At 68.3% G+C, this 13799-nt stretch carries 16 protein-coding genes; 13 read left to right on the forward strand and 3 right to left on the reverse strand.

The features are described 5' to 3' along the window. Window positions 1-722 precede the first annotated feature (722 nt). The 9 genes from UK23_RS34430 to UK23_RS34470 all read left to right on the forward strand — a co-directional run bounded on the left by UK23_RS34430 (window position 723) and on the right by UK23_RS34470 (window position 8923). Window positions 723-1508 carry a M23 family metallopeptidase gene (locus UK23_RS34430; RefSeq protein WP_231114813.1) on the forward strand — a complete coding sequence of 262 codons (786 nt, stop codon included), beginning with the start codon at window positions 723-725 and terminating at the stop codon, window positions 1506-1508. Between the two features lie 57 nt (window positions 1509-1565). Then, on the forward strand, window positions 1566-2981 hold the full coding sequence (locus UK23_RS34435; protein WP_045315916.1) for an AMP-binding protein: 1416 nt from the start codon (window positions 1566-1568) through the stop codon (window positions 2979-2981). Further along, window positions 2969-3694 (forward strand): SDR family NAD(P)-dependent oxidoreductase, encoded by a 726-nt coding sequence (locus UK23_RS34440; protein ID WP_045315917.1) that lies wholly within the window; start codon window positions 2969-2971, stop codon window positions 3692-3694. Before UK23_RS34435 ends, UK23_RS34440 begins: the two co-directional genes overlap by 13 nt. Before the next feature lie 123 nt (window positions 3695-3817). Next, entirely contained in the window at window positions 3818-5302 is a 1485-nt protein-coding gene (locus tag UK23_RS34445) for an HAL/PAL/TAL family ammonia-lyase (protein WP_045315918.1), read from the forward strand. Between the two features lie 293 nt (window positions 5303-5595). Beyond that, on the forward strand, window positions 5596-6057 hold the full coding sequence (locus tag UK23_RS49230; protein WP_156213598.1) for a hypothetical protein: 462 nt from the start codon (window positions 5596-5598) through the stop codon (window positions 6055-6057). A 13-nt stretch (window positions 6058-6070) separates the two neighbouring features. Then, complete coding sequence (locus tag UK23_RS34455; RefSeq protein WP_045315919.1) at window positions 6071-6727, forward strand: O-methyltransferase; 657 nt, start codon at window positions 6071-6073, stop codon at window positions 6725-6727. 53 nt (window positions 6728-6780) lie between these two features. Further along, entirely contained in the window at window positions 6781-7731 is a 951-nt protein-coding gene (locus UK23_RS34460; RefSeq protein ID WP_045315939.1) for an LLM class F420-dependent oxidoreductase, read from the forward strand. 2 nt (window positions 7732-7733) lie between these two features. Then, window positions 7734-8306 (forward strand): TetR/AcrR family transcriptional regulator, encoded by a 573-nt coding sequence (locus tag UK23_RS34465; RefSeq protein WP_045315920.1) that lies wholly within the window; start codon window positions 7734-7736, stop codon window positions 8304-8306. 95 nt (window positions 8307-8401) lie between these two features. Then, on the forward strand, window positions 8402-8923 hold the full coding sequence (locus UK23_RS34470) for a hypothetical protein (protein WP_045315921.1): 522 nt from the start codon (window positions 8402-8404) through the stop codon (window positions 8921-8923). Here UK23_RS34470 and UK23_RS34475 read toward each other — a convergent pair. Next, window positions 8910-9371: a peroxiredoxin gene (locus UK23_RS34475; RefSeq protein ID WP_045315922.1), complete on the reverse strand. Its 462-nt coding sequence runs from the start codon at window positions 9369-9371 to the stop codon at window positions 8910-8912. The genes UK23_RS34470 and UK23_RS34475 overlap by 14 nt on opposite strands. A 32-nt stretch (window positions 9372-9403) precedes the next feature. Here UK23_RS34475 and UK23_RS34480 point away from each other — a divergent pair, with 32 nt between their 5' ends. Beyond that, window positions 9404-10315 (forward strand): LacI family DNA-binding transcriptional regulator, encoded by a 912-nt coding sequence (locus tag UK23_RS34480; RefSeq protein ID WP_045315940.1) that lies wholly within the window; start codon window positions 9404-9406, stop codon window positions 10313-10315. 36 nt (window positions 10316-10351) lie between these two features. Here the strand turns inward: UK23_RS34480 and UK23_RS34485 are convergent, their stop codons facing one another. Next, window positions 10352-10702 carry a hypothetical protein gene (locus UK23_RS34485; protein ID WP_156213599.1) on the reverse strand — a complete coding sequence of 117 codons (351 nt, stop codon included), beginning with the start codon at window positions 10700-10702 and terminating at the stop codon, window positions 10352-10354. A 22-nt stretch (window positions 10703-10724) separates the two neighbouring features. On the opposite strand from UK23_RS34485, the gene UK23_RS34490 reads away from it, so the two are divergent. The 3 genes from UK23_RS34490 (at window position 10725) to UK23_RS34500 (ending at window position 13459) form a co-directional block, all read left to right on the forward strand. Continuing rightward, the gene (locus tag UK23_RS34490) at window positions 10725-11150 is read left to right on the forward strand and encodes a RidA family protein (RefSeq protein ID WP_045315924.1); all 426 of its coding nucleotides are present in this window, start codon (window positions 10725-10727) and stop codon (window positions 11148-11150) included. A gap of 104 nt (window positions 11151-11254) precedes the next feature. Continuing rightward, window positions 11255-13066, forward strand: a complete 1812-nt coding sequence (locus tag UK23_RS34495; protein WP_045315925.1) for a 4-alpha-glucanotransferase — start codon at window positions 11255-11257, stop codon at window positions 13064-13066. Window positions 13067-13159: 93 nt separating this feature from the next. Continuing rightward, entirely contained in the window at window positions 13160-13459 is a 300-nt protein-coding gene (locus UK23_RS34500) for a hypothetical protein (RefSeq protein ID WP_045315941.1), read from the forward strand. 9 nt (window positions 13460-13468) lie between these two features. Here the strand turns inward: UK23_RS34500 and UK23_RS34505 are convergent, their stop codons facing one another. Further along, window positions 13469-13714 (reverse strand): hypothetical protein, encoded by a 246-nt coding sequence (locus tag UK23_RS34505; RefSeq protein ID WP_045315926.1) that lies wholly within the window; start codon window positions 13712-13714, stop codon window positions 13469-13471. Window positions 13715-13799: the final 85 nt, after the last annotated feature.

Below are 13799 nucleotides of genomic sequence, written 5' to 3' on the forward strand. Positions count from 1 at the left end.
CGCACGGCAGGCGACCCCTCCGCTGGAACGCGACCAGCCCTCGCAAGCCGACCATCGCACGGCGCGTCAGCGCCCGGCCGAACGACCACCGGTGCAAGCAAGCCGACCACCGCGCAGGCGCCACCGGCCCCAGCCACCCCTCGTAACCACCCGCCAGCGTGACCCAGCCCGCAAACCCGCCCCGAAGCCTTTCTCGATAAAGCGACTGACCAGTACAAACACCAAGACCAGGATTGGTCTAAAGGGCGTTAACCAACCACTCAACCGCATCGCCACGCACCGTAACCAACCGTGGGCCTCGTCACCTAAACGCCCACATGGCTTGCCCGGCGCGGTGACGCGAGGTTACGTTCCCTGCCGCATGTCACAGTTCGATAACCGCGAGGACACGGACCAACCCCGAAACGGTCCAGTCCGACCAGGGCTCCGCAGAGCCCGTCGGCAGGCCCCCGAATCCCGCCGGCGGACCCGAGAGAGCCCACCGCAGGGCTGAGACGCCCAGCACCGGCCAGGCCCCCGAAGCCTGAACGGTGCCGAGCCTCGAAGCCTCAAGGCCCCCGAAGCCTCAAGGCCCCCGAAGGCGCAAGGCCCCCGAAGCCGAGCGAGCCGTCAAAGGCCCTGCGACACCAAGCCAGGCCCCCGAAGCCAGGCCGCGCCAAGGCCCCCAGCCCGAAACGCACGAGAGCGGTTACCGGACTCCCCCGAGTGCATGGAGGCAAGTCTTGGCACGGCATCGAGCGAAGGGCCACCTGGTGGACGTCATCGCCAGAGTCGACCTGGACCGCAAGAAGGCCGTTGCGGCTGTGGTGGCCGCGGGCGCACTGGCCGGCGCCGGCTTCACCCAGGCGATGGCCACGGTCACGCCTGTGGACCGGATCATCCCCGTGGCCGCGACGAAGGACCTCGCGGCGGTGATGACCGGACAGCCGCAGCAGGACATCACCACGATCCACTCGCTGGACACCACTGCCGAGACGCGCAAGCTGTTGCAGGCCGAGCAGATCCAGGTGCAGTACCACGTCCGCGAGGCGCTCAGGACGGCGCAGGACGGCTTCACCAAGCGCGAGGAAGCGGCCAAGGCCGAGCAGGCCCGCATCAAGGCCGAGGAAGACGCCAAGCGCCCGAAGTGCGTCAGGCCCGCGCAGGGGACGTTCACGTCCGGCTTCGGCGCGCGGTGGGGCACCAGTCACATGGGTGTCGACATCGCCAACGCCATCGGCACGCCCATCGTGGCGGCCATGGACGGCACGGTCATCGAGGCCGGGCCCGCGTCCGGGTTCGGGCTGTGGGTGCGGATCCAGCACGAGGACGGCACGATCACCGTTTACGGGCACATGAACACCATCGACGTGCCGCAGGGTGCGAAGGTCAAGGCAGGGCAGCAGATCGCGACGATCGGCAACCGCGGCCAGTCGACTGGGCCGCACCTGCACTTCGAGGTGTGGATCGGTGGCTCGCAGAAGATCAACCCGGTGGGCTGGTTGGCGGACCGCGGAGTCTCGCTGTAGTAGTAATCTCCGGCCACGCCGCCAAGAACTGGCGGCGTGGAACCCGGAGCCGAGCAAGTGATCTACCGCAGCCCCCTGCCCGCGGTGGCCGTCCCTGCGACCACGGTCCCCGCACACGTTCTCAGGCGCAGCGACGACAAGGTCGCGCTCAAAGACGCCGTCACGGGTGAGGCACTCACCTACGCCGAGCTCAAAAACGACGCCGACAAGACCGCCAGAGGCCTTGTCGCCCAAGGGATCAAGCCCGGCGACACGATCGCGATCGCGAGCGTGAACCGGCCGAGGTACGCCGTCGGATTGCACGCGATCATGGCCGCGGGAGCGGCGGCCGTGCTCATCAACCCGCTCCTCACGCCACAAGAGATCGAGCGACTCAAGACCCTCGCGAACGTGCGCAACACGCTCGACCTCGACGACCTGCCGCGAGACGACACGGCGCAGCTCCCGCGAACCGACCCGGCACAGACCGCCGCCGTCCTCTTCTCCAGTGGCACCACGGGAATCACCAAGGCAGTCAAGCTCAGCCACCGGGCTCTCGTCGCCAACCTCGAGCAGCAACGCCAAGGCTGGCGCATCGACGAGACGGACGTGCTCGCCGCGAACCTGCCGTTCTTCCACATCTACGGCTTCGCGATCATTCTCAACTCCGGCCTCCTCGGCGGCGCCACGCTCATCACCATGCCGCGCAGCGACCCGGGCACGTACTTACGACGCCTCAACGAGCACAAGGTCACCCGCGCGTTCCTAGTGCCACCACTGGCAGCCGCCATCGCGGACCACGAAGGAACACCACCGCCGCAACACCTCAAGCTCGTGCTCTGCGGCGCCGCCCCGCTCGACGAAACGACAAGACGACAAGCCGAACGGAAACTCAACGCGCCCGTCCGGCAGGGCTACGGCTTGACCGAAGCAGGTGGCACGCACCAGACGTTCGACGACGACACGGACACCGACCCGCAGAGCGTCGGCGTGCTCAGTCCGGGCACCGAAGCGCGGATCACGGAACAAGGCGAGATGCTCATCCGCGGCCCGCAGGTCATGGACGGCTACCTGAACGACGAGGAAGCCACCCGACAGGCCTTCGTGGACGGTTGGCTCAGGACAGGTGATCTCGTGCGTGTCCACAACGGCCGGTTCTACGTCGTCGACCGCGTCAAGGAAATGATCAAGTACAAGGGTTACCAGGTCGCGCCCGCCGAGCTGGAAGCGTTGTTGCGCAGGCATCCCGCGATCAAGGACGCGGCCGTCGTCGGTGCGCCCGATCGGGCTAACGGCGAGGTGCCCAAGGCCTTCGTGGTGACGCAAGGCGACGTCACGGCCGAGGAGCTCATCGCGTTCGTGGCGGCGGAGGTGGCGCCTTTCAAGAAGGTGCGCCAGGTTGAGTTCGTGGAAGAGATACCCAGGTCGGTCTCCGGCAAGATCCTGCGCCGGTTGCTCAAGGACCCCCAGAAGGATCCACGGTGCGAGTCCTGATCACCGGAGGCGCGAAGGAGCTCGGCAGGGCCTTCAGTGAAGTCCTTGGCGCGCAAGGACATCAGCTCGTCATCACCGGCCGCGACGAGAAGGCGCTCGACGCCGCCGGAACAGAGCTGAAAGCCAAGGGCGTCGACGTCGAGACGCACGTCGCCGACCTCGCGGACCCGCACGCGACACCGAAGCTCATCGAGGGCCTCGGCAATCTTGACGTGCTGGTCAACAACGGCGCGCTCGGCGGACCGGTCGGGCCCACGTGGCAGGTCGACGAGGACGACTGGTGGCGCACGTTCGAGGTCAACCTGCGCGGCACCGCGGCAGCCATGAACGCCGCGATTCGCACCATGACGAGCGGGCGGATCATCAACGTGGTCAGCAACGCCGGTGTGCACCGCTGGCCTTACGTCACGGCGTACTCGGTGTCGAAGGCCGCCGTGATCAAGCTGACCGAGAACGTCGCGATCGAGCTGAAACGACGGCCGATCGCGGTGCTGAGCTACGACCCCGGCATGGTCGACGTCGGCCTGATGGGCCGCGGCTGCGCGCTGGACTCCGGCAACCCGCACGAGCAGCGCATCGCAACGTGGGCGAGATCTCAGCGCGACAACGGCAGGTTCACCCCGGTGGAGCAGTCGGCCGGTCTTTTGGCCCGAATCGTGAGCGGAGAGTTCGATCACCGTTCTGGCGGACTCCTCACGCCCGCAGACGGCTGATATTTGTTCGTGTAGAGCGTTTAGGCCCTTCCTCGCCGACAGGTCAACGGGGATCGTCGCGAGAGGCTCCCCGAATCGTCGTCCACAGGAGGCGTCGTGCCTGTCGGAACATCGTCCGCTGCCGTGAACTTGGCAGCGGCACTCGAACCCGCCCACCTCGAACTCGCGCGAAATCCGTTGCCCGTCGAACTTCCCGGTGACGTGAGAACACGGATAACGCACTGCCGGGAGTTCGTGCTCGACGTCAGCGGTTCCGGACGCGCGATCTACGGTGTCACAACGGGTTTCGGCCCGCTGGTCGAGTTCGCGGGCCGCGCGGACGGCGCCGGTCAGAGCGACAACACGATCCTCCACCACATCGTCGGGCACGGCGGGCTGATGCCGCCGGCGATCGCCCGCGCGGCCGTGCTGGCGCGGCTGTTCTCGTTGGCGCAAGGGCGATCCGGAGTGTCGGAGCACGTCGTCGAAGCGTTGATCGCCATGCTGGGCACCGAGTTCGCCCCCGCCGTGCCCCGGCTCGGCTCGGTCGGCGCCAGCGGTGACCTCCAGCCGCTGGCCTACGTCGCGCATGCGTTGCGCGGCAACGGGAATGCGTTTTTCCGCGGTCAGCTCATGCCTGCGGAACAAGCGCTCGCCGAAGCCGGACTCCGGAAGCTGGAACTCGACGGACGCGACGCGCTCGCGCTGGTGAACGGCATTTCGGTGACCGCCGCCGCACTCGGACTCGCTGTCGCACAGGCGAACCGCTCGCACCGGACCGCGGAGCTGCTGTCCGCCCTGATGACCGACATCCTCGGCTGCGGCCGCGAGTTCACCTCGGTCGAGCTGCTCGCCGCGTTCGGCCACCCGGACGTCGCGGACACCGGCGCCGCCATCAGGACCTGGCTCGAAGGCAGCCGGCCGTCCGGTGAACGCCCGCTGCAGGAGGCCTACAGCATCCGCTGCGCACCCCAGCTGATCGGCGCGGCCGGCACGAGCGTGCGGCACGCGGAAGTGGTGGTGCGGCGCGACCTCAACGGCGTGAGCGACAACCCGTTGTTCTTCCCGGAGACCAAGGAGGTCGTGCACGGCGGCAACTTCTTCGGTCAGCCCAGCGCCTTCGCGGCCGACCAGCTCAACGTCGCCCTGGTGCAGCTGGGCAACCTGGCCGAACGCCAGCTCGACCTCCTGGTGGATCCCCAGCGCACCAACGGGTTGCCGCCGATGCTCAGCCCGCAGCCCGGGAAACACCACGCGCTGCAGGGTGTCCAGCTGTGCACGACGGCGACGGTGGCGGCGATGCGCCGCGCCGCCGCGCCCGCCTCGGTGCAGAGCCTGCCGACGAACCTGCACAACCAGGACGTCGTCCCGTTCGGCACCCAGGCCGCATTCACCGCACTCGACCAGGCCGGACTGCTGCGCTACCTGCACGCCGGGCTCGCGATCGGGCTGCGCCAGGCGGTGCACGTCGGCGCGCGCCGCCCGCAGGCCCCGAAGCTCAGGGAGGTGTTCGACAGGATCGCCGGCGAAGTGCCGCCGATCGTGGAGGACCGGCCACTCGACACCGCGCTCGGCGCCACCGCGGACCTCCTCGACACCATCGTGTCCGAAGTGGAGGGTGTGCGATGAGCGCCCCCGTCTGCCTGCCCGCCTGGGGTCACACCTGGGTCGATCTGCCGGTGCTGCGCATGCCGATGCCGGGTGCGGAATTGATTCCGTGCACGACCGGCTGCTATCAGATTCCAATCGACATCGGCACGCCGGAGGATCCGGTCGATCGAGCCGTCCACCGGTGGTTTCTCGGGCATCACGGCGCATTTCTGGTCTGGAGGTTTCTTTCGGCTTCACTCGATCGGTTGATACGCGAGCCTGATTCGCAACTAGTCCGCCTCACTGCGCTTGGATATGACGCGTACTCGGTCATGCTTGCCTATTCGGGCAGTTGTTCCCGTGAGGTGTACGAGGACGTCATCCGGCCGATGATGATGGCGTTCGACCCGGCGTTCAGCGGGCGGTGGGCTCGTGACTACGAGCAGCTGCCCGGCCTGCTGCGCCGGGCCCGTACCGCACTGGGGCCCGTGGCGGCCGCACCCGTTTCCATCGCGAGCAAGGCGAACCTGTTGGCACACATGGAGGTCATGCGCAGACTCGTGCCCGGCGGCAACTCGCTGCTGCGCGAGTCGGGGCGTACGCGCGTGGCCACCACCGACGCCGAGCGCGCCCGGTTCGACGAGTTCTTCCTCGTCAGCAGGGAGAACGTGTGCGTGAGCCGCTACCGCGCACACCGCGCCGCCGTGCTGTCCGCGATCGGCCACGACCTCGCGAAACACCCGCTGCGGCCCGAGGACACCGAAACACTCAGGGCGTTCGCCACTCGACTATGAAGGAAGGCCGCGCGTGAACGACTTCAAGACCGTGGTCATGACCCCGCAGATCTACCAGTACGTGCGCAGGCAGGCAGGCCAGCCCACCGCGGTGCAGGAGAAGCTGATCGCGAGGACGCTGGAGCTCGGCGACTCGGCGGAGATGCAGATCCCGCACGAGCAGGCCGTTCTGCTGTCCCTGCTGGTCAAGCTCACCGGCGCGCAGACGATCGTCGAGGTCGGCACGTACACCGGGTACTCCACGCTCGCGTTCGCGCAGGCGCTTCCCCCGCACGGCAGGATCATCACCTGCGACATCTCGGTCGAGTGGACCACGATCGCCGAGGAGGCGTGGGTGGCCGCGGGCGTGCGCGACAAGATCGACCTGCGCCTCGGAGCGGCCGCGCAGACGCTGGCCGAGCTGCCGGAAGAGCCGGTCATCGACCTGGTGTTCATCGACGCGGACAAGGTCGGCTACGTCCACTACTGGGAACTGTTGGTGCCACGCGTGCGTCAGGGCGGTCTGCTGCTCGCGGACAACACGCTCTACTACGGCGAGGCGGCCTCGGAGCAGCCGGAGGGCAACGCCGCGGCGATCGACGCGTTCAACCAGTTCGTGCAGCGTGACCCGCGGGTGGAGTCCGTGCTGGTGCCGATTGCGGACGGGCTCACTTTCGCCAGGAAGTTGTAGGCATACCGACCGGTCGGTAGGGTGGCCTGCAGGTCGCTGACTTGGAGGCGTTCATGGCTCGTTGGGGAATCACGCTGCCGCTGCTCGGCGTGCCGGTGCTGGAGCACCGCGCGCTGGTGTCCGAGCTCGCCGGGCTCGGCTACACCGACGTGTGGTCGGCCGAGACGACCGGCACGGACGCGTTCACGCCGCTCGCGCTGGCCGCGCAGTGGTCCTCCGAGCTGCGGTTCGGCCCGGCGATCGTGCCGGTCTACACGCGCGGCCCGGCGACGCTGGCGATGAGCGCGGCGACGATGGCCGAGGTGACCGGCGGCCGGTTCGTGCTGGGCATCGGCTCGTCGTCGCCCGCGATCGTGCAGCGCTGGAACGCCATCCCGTTCGAGGAGCCGTTCAAGCGGACCCGCGACACGCTGCGCTTCCTCAAGGCGGCGCTGGCGGGGGAGAAGGTCACCGCCGAGTACGACACGTTCAAGGTGTCTGGCTTCAAGCTGGAGCGCCCACCGGCCGAGAAGGTGCCGATCATGCTGGCCGCGCTGCGGCCGAACATGCTGCGCCTGGCCGCGCGCGAGGCAGACGGCGCGATCACGAACTGGCTGGCCGCCGAGGACGTGGCGCAGGTCCGCTCGGAACTCGGTGACGCCGAACTGGCCGCGCGGATCTTCGTGTGCCCGACCGAGGACGCCGACGCCGCACGGGCGCTGGGCCGCATGCTGATCAGCACCTATCTGACCGTGCCCGCGTACGCGGCGTTCCACGACTGGCTGGGCCGCGGTGAGGCGCTGCGCCCGATGCACGAGGCGTGGGCCGCCGGCGACCGCAAGGCCGCGTCGAAGTCCATCCCGGACGAGGTCGTGGACGCGCTGGTCGTGCACGGTTCGCTGGACCAGTGCCGGGCACGCGTCGCCGAGTACCAGACCGCGGGCGTCGACACCCCGATCATCGCGCTGCTCCCGACCGGTGGTGACCAGGTCGAACAGGTGCGCGCGCTGGCACCCAAGGCCTAGCGATGCCCGGCGCGACCGAGCAGAAGATCATCGACGCGGCCGTGCGCCTGTTCGCGTCGCAGGGCTACGACGCGACCTCGGTGCAGGAGATCGTCACGGCCGCGGAGGTGACGAAAGGCGCGCTGTACCACTACTTCCGCGCCAAGGACGACCTGCTCTTCGAGATCTACCGGCTGCTGATCACGTCCCAGTCCGCCGACATGGACCGGATCATCGGCCTCGGGCTGTCGTCCTCCGAGACCGTCCGGGAGATCCTGTGCTCACTGGTGGTCTCGACGGCCGAACGGGTCGACGAGACCGCGGTGTTCGTGCGGGAGCTGCACCGGCTCGGCGAGGACCGGATGACCGAGTTCCGCGCCGAGCGCCGCCGGTACCACGAGACGTTCCTCGCGGTGATCGAGAAGGGGCAGGCGGACGGCTCGTTCAGCTCGTCGGTGCCCGCGGACACGGTGGTGCGGATCGCGGTGGGCGTCGTGAACCAGCTGCCCATGTGGTACCGGCCGGACGGTCCGAAGCCGCCTCCCGTGCTGGCCGGGGAGATCGCCGACTTCGTGCTGGCGGGCCTGTCGGCGTGAGGCTCGGTCTCGCGCTCACCTGGCGCGGGCGTTGATCTCTGCGGTCCGGTAACAACGGGCGGTGCGAGGCCGAACTTCCTGGTGAGGGGGTCTTCATGTCGCGGGAACCGATCGAGTTCGGCATCGCGCCGCCGTTGTACGAGCCGCCCAAGTCGCCGAAATGGCCGTGGGTGATGTTGCTGGTCGTCGTGGTGCTGGTGGGTGGCGCGCTCACGTTCGGCAAGTACGTCGAGAACCAGCTGCGGCAAACCCTCACCCACCCGGAGGGCAAGCTGACCTCGTCGGAGCCTCCGGTGACGTCGGAACCTCCGGTGACGTCTGAACCGCCTGCCACTCGTGTCGTGGTGTTCGAGGTGGCGGGCACCGGTACGGCCTTCAACATCACCGCGACCGTCGGCGCGTCCGTGTTCAACCAGGCGAGCGTGCCGCTGCCGTGGACGAAGACCGTCGAGGTGCCGGCCGACGCCGCGACCAGGCCGGTGATGCTCGTGGTGGTGGCCGGTGCGGACGGCGCCGAGGTGCACGGCAAGTACGAAGTCCGAACGGTCGACGGCACGACTGTCCGCGAGGGCAAGGCTTCCGGGCCCTACGGCGTGCTGACGATCACCGATCAGTAGACAGTTGCCGGAGCGCCGCGAGTGCCTTGTCCGCGTGGGCGTTCATCGAGAACTCGCTCTTGATCACCTCGATGACCTCGCGGTCGGTGTCGATGACGAACGTGTGCCGCTTGACCGGGATCGGCCCGAACCGCCGCTTCACGCCGAACTGCTCCGCGACCTCGCCGTCGACGTCGGACAGCAGCGGGTAGTCGAAGTTGTTCAGCTCCGCGAACTGCTTCTGCTTCGCCACGTCGTCCGTCGAGATGCCGACCCGCTGGGCACCTGCTTCGGTGAACTCGGCGGCGAGGTCGCGGAAGTGGCAGCTCTGCGCGGTGCAGCCGGCCGTCATCGCGGCGGGGTAGAAGAAGAGCACGACCGGGCCGCTGGCGAGCAGTTCGGACAGCTTGCGCTCGGTGCCGTCCTGGTCGGGCAGGGAGAAGTCGGGGGCGAGGTCGCCGGGCTTCATGGATCTCCAATACGCTCGGTGCCGTGACCAGCATGTCCGATGTGGCCAAGGCTGCAGGGGTGTCCGCTGCGACCGTATCGCGGGCCCTGCGCGGCGAACCGGGCGTGTCCGAGGCGACCAGGCAGCACGTGAGCGAGATCGCGCGGCAGATGAAGTACGCCATCGCGCGCGACGCGTCCTCGTTGGCCGGAGGCCGCCGTTATGCGATCGCGGTGCTGACGTCCGAGGTCAGCCCGGTGCTGGCCGGTGCGGAGGGCGCGCTGCGGCAGGCCGGGTACGACGTGCTGCTCTACGTGCTCGGGGATGTCGCGTCGCGTGCGAAGTTCTTCGACGAGCTGCCGCTGGGGCGCCGGGTGGACGGAGTGCTTCTTCTGTCCATGTCTTTGACAGAGTCCGAACAGGTCGCCCTGGCCTCTCTCGAAGTTCCCCACGTCACGATCGACGACGCCGATCTCCGGCACGCGCTGCGGACGGCCCTGGAGCACCTGCTGGCTCTCGGGCACCGCGACGTGGCTCTGGTCCTGTCGGACGGTGAGGACGAGGCGTACGACGAGATCCTGGTGGCCGCCGGGCTGGAAGTCCGTCCGGAGTGGACGGTCTGGTGTTCGCCGACCGTCGACGGCGGCGAGCAGGTGGTCGACGTGCTGCTGGACGGCGAACGCCTGCCCACCGCCGTGATCAGCTCGAACGGCGCGGCTGCGTTGGGCATCTACCTGCGCATGCAGCGGGACGGGCGCGCGGTGCCGGACGAGGTGTCGATCGTGTCGCTGGACGGGCAGGAGCTCACCCGCGTGGTCGGGCTGACCGCGGTCGAGGGTGCGGCGAAGGAGCAGGGGGAGCGGGCGGTCGCGGACCTGTTCACGTTGATCCGGGGCGGGGAGATCGAGCCGGCCGATCACCTGGTGCGGCTGGTCGTCAGGAACTCGAGCGGCCCCGCGAGCTGACGAAACGCAGCTTGCAAACCGATGCGTTCCACCTGCTCAGTCTCCCGGATAAATGGTCACGTAGGCGCCGTTGACCACCCAACTGGCCCGCCGGTCCGAGGTCGCGGTGCCACTGGCGAGCGGCATCCACCACGACCGTTCCGCGTGGGTGTGCACACGGAGCCGGACCTCGCCGTCCTCCCGGCTGACCTCGAACGTGCCGATCGCGCTGATCTCCTCCGGCGTCAGAGAACCGTCCGCGGCAGCCGCTCGCAGCGCCGGGGTGATGTCCTGGATTTGGCTGACCGCATCTCTCCTGGCCCCAGAGAACGCGATGTTCCAGGCCGCGAACAGCCACACCAGCAGCACCGCCGCCACACCGCCGAGCAGCCACAGGAAGATGCGCACGGCGGGAAAGTACTGTGAGTGCATGCCCGCCGAAGAGCGTTTGACCGAACTGCCCGCGCTGCCGAACACCCCCGGCTACGCCCACGCCGTGACGGTCACCGGGAAGCTCGCCTTCGTCTCCGGTCAGGTCGCGATCGACGCCAAGGGGTGCGCGGTCGGGGTCGACGACCTGGGCGCGCAGACCAGGCAGGCGTTGAGCAATCTTCATCACGTGATCCAAAACATCGGCGCCGACTGGTCGGATGTCATCAAGTTCACCTGGTATGTGCTTGATGCGTCGGAGGTTCAGACCATTCGTGATGTCCGCGACGAGATTCTGCGGCCCGCGCTGGGAGAAGTGCACAACCCGGCGAGCACGTTGGTTCAGGTGGCGGCGTTGTTCGGGCCGGAATTCCTGGTCGAGGTCGAGGCTGTGGTGTCGATTCCGGCAGAAGCATCGGATGTTTAATCAAATGCACTGTGGGTGGGTGTCTCGACCGGCCTGCACCCTTCGGGTGACCAGGGACCATTTGCTCTGGTAATAAGCTTCGAGCTGTGACATAGCTTGTAGTTGTGGAGGAGTCGGTGGCGCGGCTGGCGGACGCCTGGGGCGTTGCCACTCGGTACGAGAACGCGGACCAGCAAGAGGTCGTGGTCGACACCGAGGTCGTCGTCAAGATCCTCGCCCAGTTCGGCGTCGATGCGTCCACTGAGGACTCGATCGCCCGTGAGCTGGCCAAGATCGAGCAACTCAGACGAGAGCGCGCGCTTCCTCCGACGATCGTGATCCGCGAGTACGAGACGTACGACCTGCGCGGGCCGGCCACAGTTCACCTCGAAGACGGCGGCACGCTCCAGGTCGAGCGCCACCTGCCGGACTCGTTGCCGCTGGGCTGGCACCGGATCGTCACGGACAAGCAGACGATCACGCTGGCCGTCGCGCCCAGGAAGTTGCCGGACGTCCCGCACACCTGGGGCTGGATGCTGCAGCTCTACGCCGCCCGTTCGAAGGACTCGTGGGGGATGGGCGACTTCGCCGACCTCGCCACGATCGCGCGTCGTTCTTCGCTGGAGCTGGACGCGGGCGTGGTGCTGGTCAACCCCGTGCAGGCCCCGTCGCTCACGCACCCGGTCGAGCGCTCGCCGTACTCGCCGACTAGCCGCCGGTTCGCGAACCCGCTGTACCTGCGGATCACCGACACCGCGGAGTTCCTGCAGGCCTGCCCGCGCACCCGGCAGCTGATCCGCGACCTGAGGCCGCCGAACGAGGACCTGATCGACTACGACGCGATCTGGGACGCCAAGAGGCAGGCGCTCGAGCTGCTGTTCCCCGGCGGCGACGTCGAGATGGACGACGATCTCAAGGCGTTCGCCACGTACTGCGCATTGGCCGAGATCCACGGCAAGGACTGGCGCGAGTGGCCCGCGAAGGCGGAGGCTCCGGCGGACCGAGTCGCCTTCCACGCCTGGCTGCAGCACCTCTGCACCCGTCAGCTGCAGGACGTGCGGCTCGCCGCGCACGAAGCCGGCATGGCCATCGGCGTCATCCACGACCTGCCGGTGGGCGTCTCGCCGGGCGGCGCGGACACGTTCGCGGACCCGGACGTCTTCGCCATCGACGTCACGGTCGGTGCGCCGCCGGACGCGTTCAGCGCCGACGGCCAGGGCTGGGGCCTGCCGCCGTGGCGCCCGGACAAGCTCGCCGAGACCGGCTACCGCCCGTTCCGCCAGGTCCTGCGCAGCGTCCTGAAGCACGCCGACGGCATCCGCATCGACCACGTCGCCGGGCTGTGGCGGCTCTGGTGGATCCCGCCGGGCGAGCCGCCGTCGCGCGGCACCTACGTCTACTACGACGCCGACGCGATGCTCGGCGTGCTCGCGCTGGAGGCCTACCGCGCGGGTGCCGTCGTGGTCGGCGAGGACCTCGGCACGGTCGAGCCGGTCGTCACCAAGACGTTGCAGGAGAACGGCATGCTGACCAGCGCTGTTCTCTACTTCCAGCGCGACTACTACGCCGAGGGCCACCCGCTGATCCCGCCGTCGCAGTGGAACCCGAACCAGATGGCCAGCATCTCCACGCACGACCTCCCGACGGCCGCGACGTTCTTCGCGGGCTCGGACGGCCCCGACTTCGACGAGCTGATGCGCCAGGAAGGCATCGATCCCAATGATCGAGTGGCCGGCGCCCACGAGTTGCTGGCGCAGGCACCCTGCGCGTTGGTCCTGACTTCACCTCAGGACGCTCTGCGGGAAACCCGGCAGCCCAACGTGCCGGGCACGATCGACGAGCACCCGAACTGGAGAATTCCCCTGCCCGTGGCATTGGACGATCTCTTTCCACGCGTCCGGGACATCACCCGTCCCCTGCGCAGCCGGGAAAGATGAAACTTTTGCGTAACGGCAGGTCACGCACCTGCGGAGTACTGTGAGGCCGTCACCCGACGGCGGACGACGAACGTTTTGGAGGTGGCGTACCAGATGAGCTCAGCCGTGAGCACGCGGAACCCAACCGGCGTGCTTGAACTGGCCGTCGAGCAGGTTCTCGCTTCGGTGAGACCGGCCGCACTCGGCGACCCGGTGGTCGGGGCACGGCGCGCGGAGGAATCCCTGCGTGACGCGCTGCGGGACGCAGGACCCGTGGACGACAACATCGCCCTGCAGCACGCGCTGGCTTGTGCGGAAGCTGCTTGTGAGCACCTGAAGTACGTGGAGATCCAGGAAGCACGCACGTTGCTCACGGCCGCACGTGGGCAGCTGGTGCTGGCGCACGAGAGGTAGGCGGCTGGTTCACGCTTTCGTGAGAACTTCTCTCGAGCGGGCTCGTGATCGACGCCCGCTCGTAGGAGTGCCGCGGATCAGGGCGTGATCCAGGGCGGCACGCGGTCGCCCGAACGGTGGTCGAGCCGGAACCGCGGTCGAGGCCAGACCGTCCAGCAGGGTCCGCACGGAGACGCGGTCTTCGCCGCGCACCTCGTCGAGCCCCTTCAGCACCAGAACCACGCGTGGAGGTGCCGGGTTGAGCAGGTGGTCCATCAAGCCGTCGCTGAAACCCCCACCGCCGCAGAATTACCGGTGCGGGCACAGGCGTGATGCCGGTCCGGCGTTAGGTGGATAGGGT

The sequence above is a fragment of the Lentzea aerocolonigenes genome (assembly GCF_000955955.1).
GTDB lineage: Bacteria > Actinomycetota > Actinomycetes > Mycobacteriales > Pseudonocardiaceae > Lentzea > Lentzea aerocolonigenes_A.

Bases quoted from the DNA above. Each gene is read 5' to 3' on its own strand.
- UK23_RS49230 (WP_156213598.1), top strand. From the start codon at position 5,596: ATGCTTGCCTATTCGGGCAGTTGTTCCCGTGAGGTGTACGAGGACGTC.
- UK23_RS34460 (WP_045315939.1), top strand. From the start codon at position 6,781: ATGGCTCGTTGGGGAATCACGCTGCCGCTGCTCGGCGTGCCGGTGCTG.
- UK23_RS34465 (WP_045315920.1), top strand. From the start codon at position 7,734: ATGCCCGGCGCGACCGAGCAGAAGATCATCGACGCGGCCGTGCGCCTG.
- UK23_RS34470 (WP_045315921.1), top strand. From the start codon at position 8,402: ATGTCGCGGGAACCGATCGAGTTCGGCATCGCGCCGCCGTTGTACGAG.
- UK23_RS34475 (WP_045315922.1), bottom strand. From the start codon at position 9,371: ATGAAGCCCGGCGACCTCGCCCCCGACTTCTCCCTGCCCGACCAGGAC.
- UK23_RS34480 (WP_045315940.1), top strand. From the start codon at position 9,404: ATGTCCGATGTGGCCAAGGCTGCAGGGGTGTCCGCTGCGACCGTATCG.
- UK23_RS34490 (WP_045315924.1), top strand. From the start codon at position 10,725: ATGCCCGCCGAAGAGCGTTTGACCGAACTGCCCGCGCTGCCGAACACC.
- UK23_RS34500 (WP_045315941.1), top strand. From the start codon at position 13,160: ATGAGCTCAGCCGTGAGCACGCGGAACCCAACCGGCGTGCTTGAACTG.
- UK23_RS34505 (WP_045315926.1), bottom strand. From the start codon at position 13,714: ATGGACCACCTGCTCAACCCGGCACCTCCACGCGTGGTTCTGGTGCTG.